Origin of the sequence: Pseudomonas sp. MPB26 (genome assembly GCF_046605355.1) — a bacterium.
In the GTDB taxonomy this organism is placed as follows: domain Bacteria; phylum Pseudomonadota; class Gammaproteobacteria; order Pseudomonadales; family Pseudomonadaceae; genus Aquipseudomonas; species Aquipseudomonas cedrina.
The window spans coordinates 5,604,012-5,623,867 of the sequence record NZ_CP176793.1 but is presented as its reverse complement, the minus strand read 5'-3'; the positions used below and the strand labels follow the sequence as shown (position 1 = coordinate 5,623,867).

Sequence of the window (19,856 nt, the reverse complement as noted above, 5' to 3'; positions counted from 1 at the left end):
TGACCATACATTTGGTTACTTTCGCGCTTTTCGAAAGTGACCCGCCGTAAGGGCGGAACCCTAAGCCGCCGTTACCGCAGCAACGGATATGTACTCGGTCAAACCCCAGAAAACGGTCGGCCCGTAGGCCGCCCTCGCCACACACCGTCGAAAGTTGTGTAGATACCTATGCTGCGATGGCATCGCCTCGGTGAGACTGATGAACCGAGTCGTCTGCATCGCAGGCAAGCCAGCTCCCACATTTTGATCTCCACAGTTCTTGAGAACGGGTTACTTGTCCTTGAACTCCGGCGCCCGCTTGGCCACGAACGCCGCCATGCCCTCCTTCTGATCCTGCGTCGCGAACGCCGCGTGGAACACCCGGCGCTCGAAGCGCACGCCTTCGGACAGGCTCACTTCAAACGCGCGGTTCACGCTTTCCTTGACCATCATGCTGATCGGCACCGACTTGCCGGCGATCAGGGTGGCAACTTTCAGCGCTTCTTCCAGCAGCTCATCGGCCGGCACGATTCGCGCGACGATCCCGCAGCGCTCGGCTTCAACCGCGTCGATAAAGCGCCCGGTCAGGCACATTTCCATGGCCTTGGCCTTGCCGACCGCGCGGGTCAGGCGCTGGGTGCCGCCCATGCCCGGCAATACGCCAAGGTTAATTTCGGGCTGGCCGAACTTGGCGTTGTCACCGGCCAGGATAAAGTCGCACATCAGGGCCAGTTCACAACCGCCGCCGAGGGCGAAGCCATTGACGGCGGCAATGATCGGTTTGCGGCGGTTGGCCACACGGTCACTGTCGCTGAACAGGTCGTCGAGGTAGATCTGCGGGTAGGTCAGCTCGGCCATTTCCTTGATATCGGCACCGGCGGCGAAGGCCTTCTTCGAACCGGTCAGCACGATGCAGCCGATCTCGGGGTTGGCTTCCAGCCCGTCCAGCGCGTGGTTCAACTCGCTGACCAGTTGCGCGTTCAGGGCGTTCAAGGCTTGCGGGCGATTAAGGGTAATCAGCCCCACGCGGCCCTGGACGTCGAGCAAAATGGTTTCGTAACTCATGTAGTGGCTCCTTAGAGATTGCGTGAGATGACCATGCGCTGGATATCGCTGGTGCCTTCGTAAATCTGGCAGACCCGCACGTCGCGGTAGATCCGCTCAAGGGGAAAGTCGTTCAGGTAACCGTAACCGCCCAGGGTTTGCAAGGCGGCGGAGCAGACTTTTTCGGCCATTTCCGAGGCAAACAGCTTGGCCATCGAGGCTTCCACCAGCGCGGGCTTGCCGCTGTCGCGCAGGGCGGCGGCGTGATGCACCATTTGCCGGGCGACCGCGATCTGCGTGGCCATGTCTGCCAGGCGGAAGGCTACCGCCTGGTGTTCGATGATGGGCTTGCCGAAGCTTTCGCGCTCGCGGGCATAATCGCGGGCCGTTTCAAACGCGGCACGGGCCATGCCCACTGCCTGCGAGGCAATGCCCACGCGGCCGCCTTCGAGGTTGGCCAGGGCAATCCGGTAGCCTTCGCCCTCCTGCCCAAGCCGGTTGGCGACGGGCACCTTCAGGTCCTCAAACAGGACCTGGCAGGTATCGGAGGCATGCTGGCCGAGTTTGTCTTCGATCCGCGCCACGCTGTAGCCCGGCGAATCGGTCGGCACGATAAACGCGCTGATCCCGCGCTTGCCGGCCTCCGGGTCGGTCACGGCAAACACAATCACCACCCCGGCGTTCTGCCCGGACGTAATGAACTGCTTGCAGCCGTTGAGCACGTAGTGGTCGCCGTCCAGGCGCGCGCGGGTTTTCAGGCCGCTGGCGTCGGAGCCGGCCTGGGGCTCTGTGAGGGCAAAGGCGCCGAGCATGGCGCCGCTGGCCAGGGGCTCGAGGAACTGCGCTTTCTGCTGGTCGTTGCCGAACGTGAGGATCGGCACGCAGCCGACCGAGTTGTGCACGCTCATGATGGTGGAGCAGGCACCGTCGCCGGCGGCGATTTCTTCCAGCGCCATGGCGTAGGCCAGGTAGCCGGTGTCGCAACCGCCCCACTGTTCCGGCACCAGCATCCCGAAAAAGCCCAGTTCGGCCATTTCAGCGATGGCTTCCTTGGGAAAGCGGTGTTCGCGGTCCCATTCGGCGGCGAAGGGTTTCAGGCGCTCCTGGGCGAATTGCCGGGCCGCGTCGCTGATTTGCAGCTGTTCGTCATTGGGCAGCATCGGGGTTCCTCAATACAGGCATTCGACGGCCATGGCCGTGGCTTCACCGCCGCCAATGCAGATGGCGGCAACGCCACGCTTGAGACCGTTCTGGCGCAGGGCCGAGAGCAGGGTCACCAGGATCCGCGCACCGGAGGCGCCGATCGGATGGCCCAGGGCGCAGGCACCGCCGTGGATGTTGACCTTGGCGTGGGGGATCTGCAGTTTGCTCATGGTCACCAGGCTCACCACCGCAAAGGCTTCGTTGATCTCGAACAGGTCAACGTCATCCAGATTCCAGCCGGTCCGGGTCATCAGTTTGCGGATAGCCCCCACCGGCGCTACCGGGAACAGTCCCGGCTCATCGGCGAAGGCCGCATGCCCGTGAATCACTGCCAAGGGCTTGAGCCCGCGTTTCTCGGCCTCGGACTGACGCATCAGCAACAAGGCCGCCGCGCCGTCCGAGATCGAACTGGAGTTGGCCGCCGTCACCGTGCCGCCTTCGCGGAACGCGGGTTTCAGGCTGCCGATTTTGTCCAGCCTGGCCTTGGGCGGCTGCTCATCATGCAGGATGGTCTTCTGCTCTTTGCCCACGGTAACCTGCAACGGAACGATCTCTGCGGCAAAGTTGCCATGGGTAATGGCCTCTTGCGCGCGGGTCAGCGAGGCGATGGCGAATGCGTCCTGAGCTTCACGGCTGAAACTATTATGCAGCGCGCAGTCCTCGGCAAAGGTGCCCATCAGGCGGCCTTTATCGTAGGCGTCTTCCAGGCCATCGAGGAACATATGGTCGAGCACCTTGCCGTGGCCCATGCGATAGCCGCTGCGCGCACGGTCCAGCAGATACGGGGCGTTGGACATGCTTTCCATGCCCCCGGCGATGACCACGTCAACGCTGCCGGCCATCAGTGCGTCGTGGCCCAGGATCGCTGCCTGCATGCCTGAGCCGCACATCTTGTTGAGGGTGGTGCAACGCGTAGCCTTGTCCAGCCCGGCACCCAGGGCCGCCTGGCGTGCAGGTGCCTGGCCGAGGCCTGCGGGCAGTACGCAGCCAAACAAGACTTCGTCCACGGCATCCGGGGCGATACCGGCACGCTCGGCTGCGGCGCGAATCGCGGCGGCGCCCAGCTGCGGCGCGGTCAGGCTCTTGAGGTCGCCCTGGAACCCGCCCATGGGCGTACGCACGGCGCTGACGATAACGATGGGATCTGTCATGGAAAAACCTCCTTACCTGGCCGCCATGCGCAGGGCGCCGTCGAGACGGATCACCTCGCCATTGAGCATGCTGTTTTCAATGATGTGCCGCACCAGCGCGGCGTATTCGTCGGGTTTGCCCAGGCGTGGCGGGAACGGCACGCCCGCGGCCAGGGATTCGCGTACCTGCGGGGTCATGCCGGCCATCATCGGCGTTTCGAAAATGCCAGGGGCGATGGTCATTACGCGAATGCCAACGCGCGCGAGTTCACGCGCGGCCGGCAGCGTGAGGCTGGCAATCGCACCTTTGGACGCGGCATAGGCGGCCTGGCCGATCTGCCCGTCAAAGGCCGCCACCGAAGCGGTATTGATGATCACGCCGCGCTCGCCGTCGGCATTCGCCTCGGTCTGCGCAATGGCCGCCGCCGCCAGGCGCAGCAGGTTGAAGCTGCCGATCAGGTTGACGTTGATCACCTGGGCGAAGCTGGCCAGCGCATGGGGGCCCTCCTTGCCGAGGATTTTTTCGCCACGCACCACGCCGGCGCAATTGACCAACCCATGCAACCCGCCAAACGCTGCAACCGTGGCCTGCACGGCGGCCTCGGCTGCCGCTTCCTGGCTGATATCCGCGACGGCGCTGCGGGCGTTATCCCCAAGCTCCCGGGCCTTGGCCGCCACCGCATCCGCATTGAGGTCCACCAGCATCACCTTGGCCCCCGCATCGATCAACATCCGGGCGGTCGCCGCGCCGAGGCCGGAAGCGCCGCCGCTGACCAGGAAGATCTTGTTTTCAATCTGCATTATGGTTTCCTTGAACGGTCCGAATGGGTGGAATACTCGCTCCGGGGCGCCACGGCGGCAATGGTCAAAGCCTTCAAGCTGGCTGACTGTTTTGGCCATGGGTCTGTACATAACACGGGTTTGACACCTGCGGTGGTCTGACCGAAGCTGACGGCTTTGCATTCACTGCCCACGTTCTCGGACGCCTGCATGTCAAAGTCACGCCGTTACTCCATCATCGGCCTGTGCGCGCTGCTCTCCATCGCGCTGATCACCTGGTATTTCTCCCGCTCCACGCCGGCCGCGGTTGCGCCCGCGATTGCCCAGGGTTATTCCAAAGCCTTGAAACAGGCGCACAACGGTGAACCGGGAGCCGCCCGCGTGCTGTACCAGCAACTCGGCCGGCCGGACCTGTCGCCCGAGCGTCGCGCTGCGTTGCATGCCGAACTGCCCAACTACCCCAGCCCCCAAGCCTTGAAACTGGCCGATAAAGACCTGAGCAGCGCATCGCCGCAGGTCCGCGAGGCCGCCATCCACAGCATTGTCGGCCTGGTGCCCACCGGCCAGCGCACGCTGTTGCTCGGCCCGGTGTTGGATGATCCCGAACAAACCGTCCGGTTTGCCGCCGCCAACGCCTTGCTTGGCCTGTCGCCCGATACCCTGGGCCTGTATTTCGGGCCGTTGCAGCAAGTGCTGGATGAGTTTGTGAAAACGCTCAAGGCCCAGCCTGAAACCGCCGAAGGCTGGATTCAACTGGCGCGGCTGTACATCCACAGCGCCCAGTTACCGGATGCCCAACATGCCCTGGAACAGGCCATGCGCCTGCAGCCGGACAACTTGCAGGCCGTGGTCGCGCAGATCGAGCTTTTGGATAAACAGGGCAAAACCGACGAATCGCGCCAGCTGTTGGCGCGTCAGCTGGCGGCGCATCCGGAATCGGCTTATCTGCAACATGCGCTGGGGATGTGGCTGCTGCACCATGGCGAGCGGCCCTATGCCCTGCTCGGCCTGTCCAAAGCCGTGGAACTGGAACCGGGCAATCAGGATTACCGCTACGACCTCGCCACCACCCTGCACGCCCAGCAGGAACTCGAAGCCGCCCAACGCCAACTCGAAGAAATTCTCCAACGCCACCCCGCCAACCGCAAGGCGCGGGTGCTGCTGATCAACTACTGGAAGGAAAGCGGACAGTTGCAGAACGTGCAGGTGCTGCTCGCGCAACTTGAGCAGCAGAACCCGGATGATCCCGCGCTGCAGCAAGGTCTTTAGCTCAGCGCCGGCGGCGCTCAAGAACACGCCTGGGTTGTGCAATTTCTACAAAACGTTGAACGGCCACGGGCCGCTACGGTCAAGAGAATATGGCGCGCCCAAGGCGGTGCGCTCTTATTTGTTTGTGACCTGAGGGCACTCCTTGTCTATACCCAACGAGCTGTTCAGTGAAAAGGCGGCCACCGGCATTGAAGGTCTGGATGACATTCTCTCCGGCGGGCTATCGCGCGGCCACTTGTTCCTGCTGGAAGGTGAACCGGGTACCGGTAAGACCACCGTCGCCCTGCATTTCCTGCAGGCCGGCGCGAAAAACGGCGAGACGTCGTTGTACATCACCCTGTCCGAAACCGAACGCGAACTGCGCCAGGGCGCCAAGTCCCACGGGTGGGACCTGGACGACAATATCCATATCTTCGAGCTGACCCCACCCGAAAGCCTGCTCAACGCCGAGCACCAGCAAAGCCTGTTGTACTCCTCCGATCTCGAGCTGGGCGAAGCCACGCGGCAGATTTTTGAAGCGGTTGAGCGCTTCAAACCGACCCGCGTGGTACTCGACAGCCTGTCGGAGATCCGCTTGCTGGCGCAGAGTTCACTGCGTTATCGCCGGCAGATCCTGGCGATCAAGCACTACTTCGTGCGCTACGAAGCTACGGTGCTGTTGCTTGACGACCTGACCACCGAATCCCTCGACAAGACCGTGCACAGCGTGGCCCACGGGGTAATCCGCCTGGAGGAACTGACCCCCAACTACGGCGCTGAACGTCGCCGGGTGCGGGTGGTGAAATACCGTGGGCAAAAGTACCGTGGCGGTTTCCATGACTTCACCATCATGGGCGACGGTATACATGTGTTCCCGCGCCTGGTGGCGGCCGAACACCGCGGCGGTTACAACCGCCAGACCCTGTCCAGTGGCATCCCTGAAATGGACGCCTTGCTCGGCGGCGGTGTGGAGACGGGTTCAAGCAGCCTGATCCTGGGCCCGGCCGGTACCGGCAAATCCTTGATCTCGATGATATTCGCCGCCGCCGCTGTTGGCCGTGGTGAAAAGGCCGCACTGTTCATTTTCGATGAAGAGTTGGGCCTGTTGTTCGAGCGCATGCACAACATGGGGATCGACCTCAAAGCCCTGCAGGCCACGGGCAACCTGTTGATCGAGCAGGTCGACGCGGCCGAGCTGTCGCCCGGTGAGTTCTCTCACCGGGTGCGGCGTTGTGTGGATGACCTCGGGATCAAAACCGTGGTGATTGATAGCATCAACGGCTATCAGGCATCGATGCCGGAAGAAAATGCGCTGATCCTGCACATGCACGAACTGCTGCTGTACCTCAACCGGCGCGGCGCGGCGACATTCATGACCGTTGCTCAGCATGGCCTGGTCGGCGACATGCAAACGCCGGTGGACATCACCTACCTTGCCGATACCGTTATCCTGCTGCGTTACTTCGAGGCACTGGGCAAGGTACGCCGCGCGATATCCATCATCAAGAAAAGAACCGGCTCCCATGAATCGACTATTCGCGAATATCGCATTGGCAGTACTGGCATGACAGTCGGCGGGCCACTCGAGAACTTCCAGGGCGTGCTGCGGGGTATCCCGATCTACATGGGCGCTGGATCACCGTTGCTCAAGGACGAGGACTAGTGCCTACCCGTTCCCTTGCTTCCGAACGCGCGATCATCCTTGCGCCATTGGGGCGTGACAGTTCCCTGGCGCAGATGATGCTCGGTGAGGCCGGTTACGTCGGCGTGATTGCCGACAACCTGGAAAGGCTCTGCGAGATGCTGACGCAAGGCGCCGGGCTGCTGATCATCGCTGCCGAAGCACTGCGCGGCGCCAATCTGGAGCCGTTGCTGGAGCAGTTGCACGAGCAGCCCGCCTGGTCGGATTTGCCCATCGTACTGATGACCCATCATGGCGGCAGTGGACAAAACGGCTCATCGCACTTGAGCGGGCTGTTGGGCAACGTGACGTTCCTGGAGCGGCCGTTCCACCCCGTCACGCTGATTAGCCTGGTCAGCGCAGCGCTGCGCGGCCGGCGTCGCCAGTACGAGGCGCGCGACCGCCTGGTCGACCTGAGCCAGAGCGAGCTGCGTTTGCAGCGCACATTAGAAACCTTGGAGCAGCAGGTTGAAGAGCGCACCGCGCAGCTGCGCAGCAACGAAGAAGCGCTGCGTCAATCGCAAAAAATGGAAGCCGTCGGCCAATTGACCGGCGGTATCGCCCATGACTTCAACAATATGCTCACCGGTATCATCGGCAGCCTCGAGCTGCTGCGCAGGCGCGTGGCCCGAGGCAAGTTGGACGACTTGGACAGCCTGATCGACCTGGGCGTCACTTCAGCCAACCGCGCCGCCGGTCTGACGCACCGCCTGCTGGCTTTTTCTCGTCGCCAGTCGCTGGATTCCAAGCCGGTCAACATCAACGAGCTGGTCAGCTCGATGGGCGAATTGCTGCAACGCAGCATCAATGAAAGCATCAAGCTGGACATGCGCCTGATTGATCAATTATGGACAGCCGAGGTCGACCCCAACCAACTGGAAAGCGCCCTGCTCAACCTGGTGATCAACGCACGTGATGCAATGCCCAGTGGCGGCAGGCTCACGGTCGAAACAACCAACCGCCACCTGGACAGCGTATTCACCGCCGCCTATGGCTCCTTGAGCCCTGGCGACTATGTGGAACTGAGCGTCAGCGACACCGGCTGCGGCATCCCGGAGAATATCATGGGCCGCGTCTTCGACCCCTTCTTCACCACCAAGCCCATTGGTCAGGGAACCGGGTTGGGTTTGTCGATGATCTATGGGTTCGCCCGTCAATCCCATGGCCATGTGACCATTTACAGCGAGGTCGACAAGGGCACCACCGTCAGCCTGTTCCTGCCACGCTATATGGGCGAGATCATCAACCCTGAAGCGCCCAACCCCGTGCTGGCGCCGTTCGCCAACCGCGGTGAAACCGTATTGATTGTCGAGGATGACCCAGCGGTGCGCGTCCTGGTCAGTACCGTGTTGAAGGAACTGGGCTACGCCTATGTCGAGGCTGGCGATGCCCACACCGCAGTGCCGATCATCGAGTCTGGCCAGCGCATCGATTTGATGATCAGCGACGTAGGGCTACCTGGGATGAACGGCCGACAACTGGCGGAAATCGGCCGCCAGATTCGACCTGAGCTGAAGGTGCTGTTCATCACAGGCTATGCCGAGCACGCGGCGGTGCGCGGCGGCTTCCTGGACCCTGGCATGCAGTTGATCACCAAGCCCTTCACGTTCGACCTGTTGACGGCCAAGGTACGGGAGATGATCCAGCTGGCTGATGCCTGAGCAGCAGCCGGATCACGCAAATGGTAACGATCTGATGTAAATACGCAGGGAATCGGGCAGTCACCCAACGACACCAACAGAATGCGCCGTCCCGTTGAGACGGACCGCGCGCCTTCTGTAGCTTGACTGAGTGACTGCCGATGAGAACGACCTCTAACGCCTTTGGCCTGCCAGCCGCGGTTGCCATGGCCCCACCTGGCGAAAGCCCCGCATCGACGGACGCCGTCAAGCCGCCGCCGCCCCAGGATAACGCGCTCGACACCCAGAAAGCACGGCAAGGCGATATGACCAATCGGGCAGCGTTCCGGCGGGTGTTGCTGAGCGACGTGTCAGGCAAATTTGTCGAGTTAAGCCAAACGGCCCGGGAAAGGGCAGCATTACCGTCCTCCGATCCGAACCACCTGAGTCAGGACGACTATCGACAGCAGATCAAGGACGTCATCGAACGTTGCCTGCATGCCACGTCGATGCCGGTCGACACGGACTCCGCCTATCGTACCGAGACAGGCATGGAACCTGGCAGCGAGGTCAGCCTCATGCGCTTTATCGAGGACAACGGCTGGCGCATCCCCACGACGTATGATGAGCTGAAGAACCTGTTCGATTCTCTCGCAACGGATGCGCCGACCACCCCGCCGCACGGTAATTTCGGCGGTGCCCTGGCCTGGCCCGTGCCATTGAGTCATGAGGACCAGTTGGGGCTCTATTACCATCCGATCCAGACCCTGCCAGGGGTTGAGCAGGACGGGCTGTTCAACCTGCTGACCCGCTATCTCGGGCTGGACAAGGCCACCCTGTCGCAACCGCGCAAGGTGCTGGAACGGCTGATCGCCTCAACCGCCGGGCAGGCATTGGGTGAAACACTGCAGCGTAAATATGGGGGCGTGGTCACTACGTCGTCCAACGCTGACTGGTTGCTCGCGGCGCTGCACGCCTCCCTTGACGCACAAACCCTGCTGGGTTCTTCGCCGACGACAACACGCAACAGCGTCGCCGGGTTTGACCTGGCCAAGGCCGAGTACATCGGCAAGCCACCCGGGACGGTTGTCCAGGCACTCGCCACCCACCTGGCCAGCCAGCAACACATTAGCCCCGAACTGGCGCCAGTGGCCGCACATTTGCTGCTTTCACGCCGGGCACCGGCTTTTCTGGTGAAGGACATCCCCGCAGGCGTGCAATGCGGCTCCCACGCCTGGGTCACGTTGCAGGTCGCCGTTGCGCGCCTGGAAGCCAACGCGCCGGGCTCAACCGCGCTGATGAACTATGCCCAGGTCATGCAGCACGCCGACCATGCCCCGATCACAGTAGAAGACCAGGCAGTGGAATACGCGGCCCAGCAGGCCGCGCTCAAGGACTGGGGAATTGCCAACGGGGTCATCCCCGGTAATGCCAACGATCAGTACACAGCAGATCAGTTGAGTGCACTGCACACTGCATTCAATGCACAGATCCAGGCGCTGCGTGCCGGTTCTGAAGCCTACGCCGGTGAAATGCCGACGCGCCGGGAACTGGCGCTCAAGCACCTCGAACAGGCGTATGGCAGTGCAATCCCTTTCGAGAAACGCTGCATCTCGCTGTACAGGGATAGCCGCGACCACCCCGGCCCCTACTCGTTGCTCGACCTTTATCTGCAGTACGCAAACCTCGACGGCATAGGCACTTCGTGGGTATCGAGCAGTGCGGATGTGCCGCTCAAGCAACTGTCCAGCAGCTATCGATTGCCCAATGTCGAAGCAGAATTTTCGAACGCCTTCGCAGGCTACTGCGAGGCGATGGACAAGGCCATCGCGACGCAGACCGCACGCCTGATCGCAAGCCTGCCGTTGGATGACCGCCAGCACCTCGAGTCGGGCAAGCTGACCCTCGCCCGGAACATATCCATCACTCGCGGCGGTTACCCACCGTATCCCGAACGGCGAACGCCGAACGAACACAGTCTGTATCTCAAGACCGAGCACCAGGGCGAGGTACGTACGTACGTGCTCAACCTCAAGGACAACATGATTCAACGCAAGGACGAACCGCGCTGGGAACTCGGCGATAGCCTGGGCGACGACGGCCAGGTGTACGGACGCTTTGAGAAAGTCGCAGACAGCCCGGTCGGACCTGCGATGGAAGGCTACCCACCGAGCTATTCCAGCGCGCGGACGGCCTTGATCGCTTCGGCCATGGTCGAGGACGCGGACATTCGCCGTCACGAAGGCGAAGCGCGCGGCAGGACGACGTTTGAAAGTGAGGTGCCGTTCCACAAAGCCGGGCGGGAATTCTTGCTCAACCTTATTCCTTTGCGGTCGGCCATCGTTAATTTCCAGCAGGGCAACATAGGCGATGGCATCGCTGACTTAGCTTTCGACGCCTTCGGGTTCATGCTCGGGGCCGGTGCCGCGGCCAAGGGTGTCAAGGCGCTGCGAGCGGGCGCCTCGTTGGGGGCGCGGGTTGCACGGGGCGGCAGGATTATGGGGCGCGCGGCAGTCGGCGCCTTGAACCCTCTGGACGGCACCGGCCAACTGCTGTTCAACCTGGCGCGTGGTGGGCAAAAAAGTACCCTGCACGCCTACCGGCTTCTGCGTGGCAGCGCAGACAGCTATGACTTGCTCAAGGCCAGCAAGCACTTCGATGCGAGTGCGGTGGGCACCTTTACGCTGCAAGACACTATCGTCGAAGGGCCGGCAGTGCTGACCAACGGTAAATGGTATGCCTTCGACAACGTGAACGGTCGCCCTTACGGCAAGGCTCTGGATGATTTCCAGCCGTCATTGCGCGCCACCGAGGCCCAATTGGGCACCTGGGGCAACGCGGCCCCGGTTATTTCACAGGACTCGGCTGACTTGTATAAGCGTTGGGACGAGCTGGTCAAACAGCACAAAAACGCTGATGACCCCGCGGATTTCCTGCGTGGATACAACGAAGGCGATCCCCGGACCGTCAAGGGTTTTCGCTCTGCAATGAAAACTGAAGACATCAAGCGACTGGCGACCAGCGGGCGTTTGACCCCGGCAGAGATCGGCATCCTTGCGCGCCATGAGGAACGACTGGCGGTGCAACAGGGTTTCAAGGGGGTCGATAGTGTGTATGAACATGTCAGCTCCGCCGGTGGCCGCTTCATACCCGCGCCACAGGTGTTCTACCTCAGCCAGACCAATCCGCTGTCCCAGGGCCAGTGCGCGGCCATGTCGCGGCTGATGGCCAGCGCCATGGAGCAAGGCGCAGAAGCGACGTTCATCGGCAACCTGTTCACGGCAGCCGCCAACCCCGCCACCCAGGCATCGCGAGAGTTCGTCACGCAATTGACGGCGGTACAGAAACAACTGATGGACCCAACCCTGTTTCATGCCGCCAGGCCACGCCGAAAAATGGGCTACAACGACGTTATTGCCGAGCTCACCAATACCCGCGAGCCCAGGAGCCTCATGCTTGGCACGCCGGGCCACGCAATGGCGGCGGGTACAGTGGGCGAGGGTTCGAATAAAAAATTCTATTTCTACGACCCCAATTTCGGCGTCGCCACGTTCGACAGCCCCGAGGCGATGAAACGTGGCCTGGAGAAACTGTTCACGGATAAAAAGCTTCCAGTGCAGTACACGACCCACAGTGCCGACCCGAGCAAGTTGGAGTTCGAAGTCAGCGTCTACGATAACGCATGGAAAGGTACTACCGAGGTCAGCGATAAAACCGTCAAGGACCTCACCGAAGTGCCGCTACTCTCCCCATCGAAATCGGTCACTGCGCCTGACGTGCCAAAAAAACCGCAGATACCGGTGCCGCCACCCACAGTCATAAAACCACGGCCAGTCGAGGTGCTGATGGGGCAGTCCCACACACTCACCGATCAAGTGTCCACCCTGAAAACGACCAGCCTCAGCGACTGTTCAGCGCTGGTGGTGCTGTCAAACCTCAAGGACGGCGTTTACCAGAAGCGGACGTTGGTGCATTTGACCGGGAGCAACCTGGGTCAGCCGGTCAATGTCACGAGCGATGGATTTGCCTGGCTGCAACAGGCTAACAAGGATCTGGAAGGCGGCGGCAAGGTCTTGTTCGTCGGCGGCACCGATACCAAAAGCGTGGTAGGTGTAGCGGTCGTTATCGGACAGCAGGGCGAACAGTCAGGGCAACCCCTGCTGGACTTGCTGCAACGTAAGGATGTGTCCGTCACTTACGCCAGCTCCGCCGGCGTAGAGGTTTACCCGGACGGTACATTCAAGCTGAACGACAACGACGGTGCTGGCGTATTCAGCCAAAGCAAGGTCAAGGAAATAATCGATTTTGCCAAGGACTGACACGCGATCAGCTTTGCCAGGGTTCGCCCCAACCCTGGCAGGCTCGGCGGTTCAGGCCAACAGCCGCTGGATATGCTCTTGCAGCGTATCCAGGTCGAACGGCTTGGCCAGAATCGGTGCATTGCGCGTAATGGGGCTGTTGCAGTCGAGGATTTCCTGCGGGTACCCGCTGATAAAGATCACTTTCAGTTCCGGTCGCAGCTTGATCGCCGGCTCGGCGATCTGCACCCCGGAGATGCCGCCCGGCAGGCGATAGTCGGTGACCATCAGGTCCAGGTGCGGCTTGGTCGCGAGGATCTCGAAGGCTTGCTCGCCATCAATCGCTTTCAATACGCGATAGCCCAGGCCGGCCAGGTATTCGCCCAGCACAAACATAATGGATTCGTCGTCCTCGACGATCAGAACGACATCTTGCGCATCTTCACTCATGGGAAGCCTTTGTCCGGTCAATTGCTGCAATTACGACCCTGGGGTCACGCAGAGGTTGCGTCGAAGTGACGATTGATTTCATGTCGACGCTTCGAGCGGCAAACACACTCGGAACAAGGCACCCTCGCCTATGCGGCTCTCGACTTCGATGGTACCGCCATGGGCCGTGACGATCTGCTCGGAAATAAACAACCCCAGGCCCAGACCGGCGGCTACTTGACTGGCGGAGACGCGCTCGAACTGCTGGAAAATCCGCTTCTGGTTTTCCTCGCTGATCCCGATCCCGTGGTCGCGCACTTCCACGCGGGCTTCGCTGTGCTCGCTGTACACGCGCACCTCCACCGGGCTCTTGGCCCCGTAGCGCAAGGCGTTGGTCAGCAAGTTGGTGATCACCTGCTCGATACGGAACTCATCCCAATGGCCTTCCACGGGGCCTTCGATAGCCAGTTGCATGGAAGACTCGGCGGCCGCCACCTGAGGCGCGAAATTCTCTACCAGGTTGCTCACCAGTTGCGCCAGGTCGAAGCGCGCCGGGCGTATCGATAATTTGCCGGTGCGGATGCGCGACACGTCGAGCATGTCTTCGATCAAGCGAATCAGGCTCTGGATCTGGCGTTCATCGCGGTCGACCATGGCGCGCATCTTGTCCAGGGTGAACGCCGCGGCGTTGTCCCGCGCCAGGTGCATCTTGCGCAGTTGAGTTTCGAGAATCAGCCCGTTGAGGGGCGTGCGCACTTCGTGGGCAACGATCGACATGAAGTCATCGCGCATGCGCACCGCCTGCTCCAGCTCGGCCTGGGTGGACTGCAGCCGCGTGAGCAGCAACTCCTGTTCGCGACGGCTGCGCTCGAGGGCTTCGACCTGTTGCTTCATCGCTTTGCTCTGGCGATACAGGTCGACGAAAATGTTGACCTTGCTCTTGACCGCATGGATATCCAGCGGTTTGTGCAGGAAGTCCACGGCGCCGCTTTCATAACCCTTGAAGGCGTAGTTGAGTTCGCGGCCGGCGGCGCTGACGAACACGATCGGGATGTTCTTGGTCTTTTCGGTGCCGCGCATCAGCTCGGCCAATTCGAAACCATTCATGCCAGGCATCTGCACGTCCAGAATCGCCATGGCGAACTCGTGTTCCAGCAACAGGGACAAAGCCTCGTCGGCGCTCAAGGCCTTGAATACCTGGCGGTCCTCGCGCTTGATCAGCGCTTCAAGGGCCAGCAGGTTTTCCGGCAGGTCGTCGACGATCAGCAGTTTGGCCTGGATAGGACTTAACATGGGGAATATTCCAGGGAAGCCAATAATGAGCCAATGCGGCTCAACGTAAGAATATGGTCGGGTGTGTGCAGCGCCAGGGCTGCCAGAGGCATGACCGCGACCCGTGCTTCAGTGGGTTCTTGCACCACCGTGGTTCCACCCTGCCGCTTGACCTGCGCCAGCCCCCGCGCGCCGTCCTGGTTGGCGCCGGTCAACAGGACCGCCAGCAAACCCGCGCCATAGGCATCCGCCGCGGATTCGAACAGATAGTCGATGGACGGCCGCGAGTGGTGCACACGGTCTTCCTGGCTCAACGAGAGGCTGCGGTCGTGCTCTACCGACAGGTGGTAGCTGGGCCCGGCAAAATACAGGGTGCCAGGCTTGATCGACTCTTTGTCACGGGCTTCCACCACGGGCAGCGCAAGGCGTCGCGCAAACACCTCGGCCAACTGGCTGCGGCGCTCGTCCGGCAAATGCAGCACGGCAATGATCGGCAGGCCGAAGCCCTTGGGTAACCCGCCGAAAACACTCAGCAACGCCTCGACACCGCCGGCGGACGCGCCGACGACGATGGCTTCAATCCCGCGAATGGGGCTGGATGCAGCGTCGTTCATGATTTTCGGTAGATCCGTTCCTGTTTGACCAAAGGCTCGAATTGTTTGCTGTAGGCGGAAAAATCCAGGGTTTCCTTGCTGCCCAACACCAGAAAGCCGCGATGGCACAGCGACTCATGAAACAATCCAAACGCGCGATCCTGCAATTTTTTATTGAAGTAAATCAATACATTACGACATGAAATTAATTGAGTTTCTGAGAATACACTGTCCGTCGCAAGGCTGTGATCGGCAAAGGTGACATTTTCGCGCAGCGTCTTGTCGAAAATCGCGTAATCGTAGGCTGCCGTGTAGTAGTCGGCAAACGAACGCTGCCCACCGGCCTGCTGATAGTTGGCAGTGTAGGCTCGCACGTTCTCCAACGAAAAGATGCCCTGCTTGGCCTTGTCCAGCGACGCCGGGTTGATATCGGTGGCGTAGATGATCGTGCGCTCCAGCAAACCTTCCTCGCGCAGCAGGATGGCCATGGAGTACACCTCCTCGCCCGTGCTGCACCCGGCGATCCAGATCTTGATCGACGGGTAGGTCTTGAGCAGCGGCACCACTTCCCGGCGGATCGCCAGGAAGTGCGACGGATCGCGGAACATCTCGCTCACCGGGATCGTCAGGAACTGCAGCAACTGCATGAACGCCGCCGGGTCGTGCAGCACACGCTCCTGCAAAGCGGAAATGGTCGCGCAGTCAAACTGGCGCAAGGCGTGGGCCACGCGACGCTTCACCGACGCCCCGGAATAATCCCGAAAGTCGTAGCTGTACTTGAGGTAAATCGCCTCGATCAAGAGACGCAGCTCAATGTCGCCGCTTTTTTCCAAGAAACTTTTTTCCAAGAAGCGTTGCTCCACTTAAATGCGTTCCATCTTGGGTAGCCATACGCGAATCAATGAAAACAGACGATCCAGGTCAATCGGCTTGGCCAGGTAATCGTTGGAACCGGCCGCAAGGCAGCGTTCCTGATCGTCCTTCATGGCCTTGGCCGTCACGGCGATGATCGGCAGTTTCTTCCAGCGCGGGTCCTGGCGGATCAAGGCCGTGGCCTCGTAGCCATCCATCTCCGGCATCATCACGTCCATCAGCACCAGATCGATGTCCTCGACTTCATTGAGTTTGTCGATGGCCTCACGCCCGTTACGCCCGATCACCACCACCGCGCCTTTGTGCTCCAGGGCACTGGTCAGGGCAAAGATGTTGCGCACGTCGTCGTCCACCAGCAGGATCTTGCGGCCCTCGAACACCTTGTCACGGCTGCGCGCGGTCTTGAGCATCTTCTGGCGATCATGGGACAGCTGGGATTCGACTTTGTGCAGAAAGAGTGTGACCTCGTCCAACAAGCGCTCCGGCGAGCGGGCGCCCTTGATGATGATCGAGCGCGAATACTTGCGCAGCTCGTTCTCTTCATCGCGGGTCAGGTTACGCCCGGTGTAGACGATAACCGGCGGGAACGAGCAGATGTCCTCGGTGGCCATGCGCTTGAGTAGCTCGTTACCGAGCATGTCCGGCAGCTTGAGGTCGATGATCATGCAGTCGTAGACGTGGGTGCGCAGCAGGTCCAGGGCGGCCTGGGCATACCCGACATCGGTGATTTCGATATCGTCGTCACCGATCAGGCGGGCAATGCTGTCACGTTGCAGGTCGTCGTCTTCCACCAGCAGCACGCGCTTGACCTTCTGGGTCAGCTTAGCTTCCAGGCGTGCGAACACATCCTTGAGTTCTTCGCGGGTGGTCGGTTTGACCGCATACCCAATGGCGCCCATGTGCATGGCGGCTTCGACGCGGTCTTCCACGGAAATCACATGCACCGGGATGTGCCGTGTATTGGCATGTTCTTTCAGGCGTTGCAGCACCGTCAGCCCGGAATGGTCCGGCAGGCGCATGTCCAGCAGGATCGCGTCGGGAATATATTCCTCGGCCAGGCTGTAGCCTTCGTCCGCGCCATGGGCCACCAGGCAGTTGTAGCCCAGCTCGTGGGCCAGGTCGAAGAGGATACGGGCGAAGTTCGGCTCGTCTTCCACCACCAGAATGCAGCGGGTGGTGAACGGGGCCTTGTCGCGATCATCGGCGAAACGCGGGATTTGCTTGATTTCTATCACCGGCAGCGGCGCCGCCTTGATCGGCGCGGGCGCGGGCGCTACCACCACTTGGCGCGGCTGCTCGACCGGCGCGGCATCTTCCTCGCGCTCGACATACTGCTCCGGCAGGACCAGCGTGAACACACTGCCCTCGCCGGGTTCGCTGGTGACGCTGATGTACCCGCCGAGCAAGGTGGCCAGGTCGCGCGAGATCGACAGGCCCAGGCCGGTGCCGCCGTAACGGCGGTTGGTGGTGCCGTCGGCCTGGCGGAAGGCCTCGAAGATGCTTTCCTGCTGGTCCGGCGCGATGCCGATGCCGGAATCGCGCACGGTAAAGGCAATGCCCTCCCCCGGTGCGCGTGACACCGACAGGCTCACCTCGCCCTGTTCGGTGAACTTGATCGCGTTGGACAGCAGGTTCTTGAGGATCTGCTCCAGGCGCTGGCGATCGGTAAACAGCATGCCCGGTGCGTCTTCCTGCACCTCAACCTGAAAGGCCAGCTTGCGATCGGCCGCCAGCGGTTCGAACATGCCGCGCAAGCCGTCCACCAGACGCGCCACGCTGGAGTTTTCCGGACGCATTTCCAGCTTGCCGGCTTCAACCTTGGAGATATCCAGGATGTCGTTGATCAGGTTGAGCAAGTCGTTGCCGGCCGAATAGATCGACTCGGCAAACTTGACCTGTTCGGCGCTAAGGTTTTCCTGGGGGTTCTCGGCCAGCAGCTTGGCCAGGATCAGCGAACTGTTAAGCGGCGTGCGCAGTTCGTGAGACATGTTGGCGAGGAATTCGGACTTGTACTTGCTGGAGCGCTGCAGTTCTTCGGCGCGGTCTTCGAGCTCGAGCTGGGCCTGGTTCAGTTCGATGTTCTTGCGGTCCATGGCGTCACGCTGCTGGGCCAGGGTTTCGGTCTGTTCCGCCAGTTGCTCGTTGGTCTGCTCCAGCTCGGCTTGTTGGGTTTCCAGGTGGGCCTGGGACTCCTTGAGGATGCGCGACTGTTCTTCCAACTCTTCGTTGGCCGTCTTGAGCTCTTCCTGTTGCACTTGCAGCTCTTCGTTGAGCTGCTGGGTCTCGGCAAGCACCTCCTGCAGGCGCTGGCGATAGCGCGCGGCTTCGATGGAGGTGCCGATATTGCCGGCGATCAGCTCCAGCAGCTCTTCGTCACGCTCCTCAAGCGGGCGCAGGAAGCCCAGCTCGATCACACCGTTGACGCGGTCATCATCCGTGGTGGGCACCACCAGCACACTGCGGGTATGCCCTTCGCCCAGGCCGGAGCTGACCTTGAAGTAGTCCACCGGCACATCATCGAGGCGAATCAGGCGATCCAACTGGGCCGACTGGCCGATGATGCCTTCGTCGCTGTAGATCGCCTGCTCCTGCTGTTCCTGCTCGCGCGAAAAACCATAGGTGGCCACGCGCCGCAGGCCGCCGTGTTCTTCACGTACATACAGCGCGGCCACGGCCGAGCCCATGTACTGGGCAAAGAACTGCAGGATATTGCGCCCGAGCATGTTCAAGGTGAGCTGGCCGAGCACCTGTTCGGCCAGTTCAGTCTGGCCGTTGCGCAGCCAGGCTTGCTGTTCCAGGCGTCGAGCGATCTTCTTTTGTGACGCGAGGTTTGCGCTGTAACTCTCTGACAAGGCAACCAAATTCTTCCGACCGATGTACGCCAGCAAGCCGCTTAGGCCGAGCACAAACACCAGGTACAGGGTGACGCTGATCACGGTGGTGCGGGTGACTTCGGCATTGCGTGTGATGCGGAACTGCTGCTCCATCGCCACCGCGTCGTCGTATTCCTTGCGAATTTCATCGGTCAGGCGCTTGCCGCGGCCCGCCTTGACCGCGCTGCGGTAATCGCCGCTGTTGCGCTGCATATCAATCATTGACTGGGCGTATTTGTTCCACTCCACCTGCAAGGCTTCCAGGCGCTTGAGGCGATCCACCTGCTGGGGGTTGTCCGCCACCAGTTCCTGCAGGTTGCGCAGGTCGGCAATGATGCGCGGCTTGGCTACCTCGTAAGGGTCGAGGAAGTGCTCGTCACCGGTGATCAGGAACCCGCGCATGCCGGTTTCCAGGTCGACGGTCAGCTTCGACGTCTCATTGAGGTTATTGATCACCCGGTCGGTGTGCTCGACCCATTGGATAACCGACAACAAATAAGTAATCAGGCAGACGAAAAACACCGCACTGAGCACGCCCACACCCAGGGGCAGGGCAACGTTTCGGCTCAGTAGGGTACGAAAGCTCTTTTCATCGACGGACGACGCGGGAGTCATGGGCATGCCTTGGCCAAAGGGGGAAAAACCGGAAGTTTGCCCCAAAGTGGCAGGCAAGACCATTTTTCCAGGACTGTTTTGTACAGATTCCTACGAAAGAACCGGCTATTCTCTCTGGTCTTCTGTATCGCATTGTTTTTACGGCCGTCGGGAACTTGTCATGAGTGCGCGCTTACTCAAGGAAGAGGCCTGTCAGAACGGCCGCGTGTAAACCTCGCC

The 19,856-nt window shown here is 61.2% G+C and carries 13 protein-coding genes; 4 read left to right on the top strand and 9 right to left on the bottom strand.

What is annotated here, in order from left to right; translation table 11 throughout:
- Window positions 1–270: 270 nt before the first annotated feature.
- The 4 genes from ACLH0H_RS25675 to ACLH0H_RS25660 are packed head-to-tail and all read right to left on the bottom strand — an operon-like array spanning window position 271 to window position 4,157.
- On the bottom strand, window positions 271–1,044 hold the full coding sequence (locus ACLH0H_RS25675) for an enoyl-CoA hydratase (protein ID WP_307393179.1): 774 nt from the start codon (window positions 1,042–1,044) through the stop codon (window positions 271–273).
- An 11-nt stretch (window positions 1,045–1,055) separates the two neighbouring features.
- On the bottom strand, window positions 1,056–2,183 hold the full coding sequence (locus tag ACLH0H_RS25670; RefSeq protein WP_411380188.1) for an acyl-CoA dehydrogenase: 1,128 nt from the start codon (window positions 2,181–2,183) through the stop codon (window positions 1,056–1,058).
- A gap of 9 nt (window positions 2,184–2,192) precedes the next feature.
- On the bottom strand, window positions 2,193–3,377 hold the full coding sequence (locus tag ACLH0H_RS25665; RefSeq protein ID WP_411380187.1) for an acetyl-CoA C-acyltransferase: 1,185 nt from the start codon (window positions 3,375–3,377) through the stop codon (window positions 2,193–2,195).
- A 12-nt stretch (window positions 3,378–3,389) separates the two neighbouring features.
- Window positions 3,390–4,157 (bottom strand): SDR family NAD(P)-dependent oxidoreductase, encoded by a 768-nt coding sequence (locus ACLH0H_RS25660; RefSeq protein WP_411380186.1) that lies wholly within the window; start codon window positions 4,155–4,157, stop codon window positions 3,390–3,392.
- Window positions 4,158–4,346: 189 nt separating this feature from the next.
- Here ACLH0H_RS25660 and ACLH0H_RS25655 point away from each other — a divergent pair, with 189 nt between their 5' ends.
- The 4 genes from ACLH0H_RS25655 (at window position 4,347) to ACLH0H_RS25640 (ending at window position 13,003) form a co-directional block, all read left to right on the top strand.
- On the top strand, window positions 4,347–5,405 hold the full coding sequence (locus ACLH0H_RS25655; RefSeq protein WP_411380185.1) for a tetratricopeptide repeat protein: 1,059 nt from the start codon (window positions 4,347–4,349) through the stop codon (window positions 5,403–5,405).
- Window positions 5,406–5,547: 142 nt separating this feature from the next.
- The gene (locus ACLH0H_RS25650; RefSeq protein ID WP_411380184.1) at window positions 5,548–7,047 is read left to right on the top strand and encodes an ATPase domain-containing protein; all 1,500 of its coding nucleotides are present in this window, start codon (window positions 5,548–5,550) and stop codon (window positions 7,045–7,047) included.
- A complete protein-coding gene (locus tag ACLH0H_RS25645; protein WP_411380183.1) occupies window positions 7,047–8,726 on the top strand; it encodes an ATP-binding protein in 1,680 nt (559 codons plus the stop codon). Before ACLH0H_RS25650 ends, ACLH0H_RS25645 begins: the two co-directional genes overlap by 1 nt.
- Before the next feature lie 140 nt (window positions 8,727–8,866).
- The gene (locus tag ACLH0H_RS25640; RefSeq protein WP_411380182.1) at window positions 8,867–13,003 is read left to right on the top strand and encodes a YopT-type cysteine protease domain-containing protein; all 4,137 of its coding nucleotides are present in this window, start codon (window positions 8,867–8,869) and stop codon (window positions 13,001–13,003) included.
- 51 nt (window positions 13,004–13,054) lie between these two features.
- Here the strand turns inward: ACLH0H_RS25640 and ACLH0H_RS25635 are convergent, their stop codons facing one another.
- From ACLH0H_RS25635 to ACLH0H_RS25615, 5 genes are all read right to left on the bottom strand, one after another.
- A complete protein-coding gene (locus ACLH0H_RS25635; RefSeq protein WP_003217591.1) occupies window positions 13,055–13,432 on the bottom strand; it encodes a response regulator in 378 nt (125 codons plus the stop codon).
- A 78-nt stretch (window positions 13,433–13,510) separates the two neighbouring features.
- The gene (locus ACLH0H_RS25630; RefSeq protein ID WP_076954267.1) at window positions 13,511–14,704 is read right to left on the bottom strand and encodes a hybrid sensor histidine kinase/response regulator; all 1,194 of its coding nucleotides are present in this window, start codon (window positions 14,702–14,704) and stop codon (window positions 13,511–13,513) included.
- Window positions 14,698–15,297: a chemotaxis protein CheB gene (locus tag ACLH0H_RS25625; protein WP_186689327.1), complete on the bottom strand. Its 600-nt coding sequence runs from the start codon at window positions 15,295–15,297 to the stop codon at window positions 14,698–14,700. Before ACLH0H_RS25625 ends, ACLH0H_RS25630 begins: the two co-directional genes overlap by 7 nt.
- Window positions 15,294–16,124, bottom strand: coding sequence for a CheR family methyltransferase (locus ACLH0H_RS25620; RefSeq protein WP_186689325.1), 831 nt, complete (start codon window positions 16,122–16,124; stop codon window positions 15,294–15,296). Before ACLH0H_RS25620 ends, ACLH0H_RS25625 begins: the two co-directional genes overlap by 4 nt.
- A gap of 15 nt (window positions 16,125–16,139) precedes the next feature.
- The gene (locus tag ACLH0H_RS25615) at window positions 16,140–19,637 is read right to left on the bottom strand and encodes a response regulator (RefSeq protein WP_411380181.1); all 3,498 of its coding nucleotides are present in this window, start codon (window positions 19,635–19,637) and stop codon (window positions 16,140–16,142) included.
- Window positions 19,638–19,856: the final 219 nt, after the last annotated feature.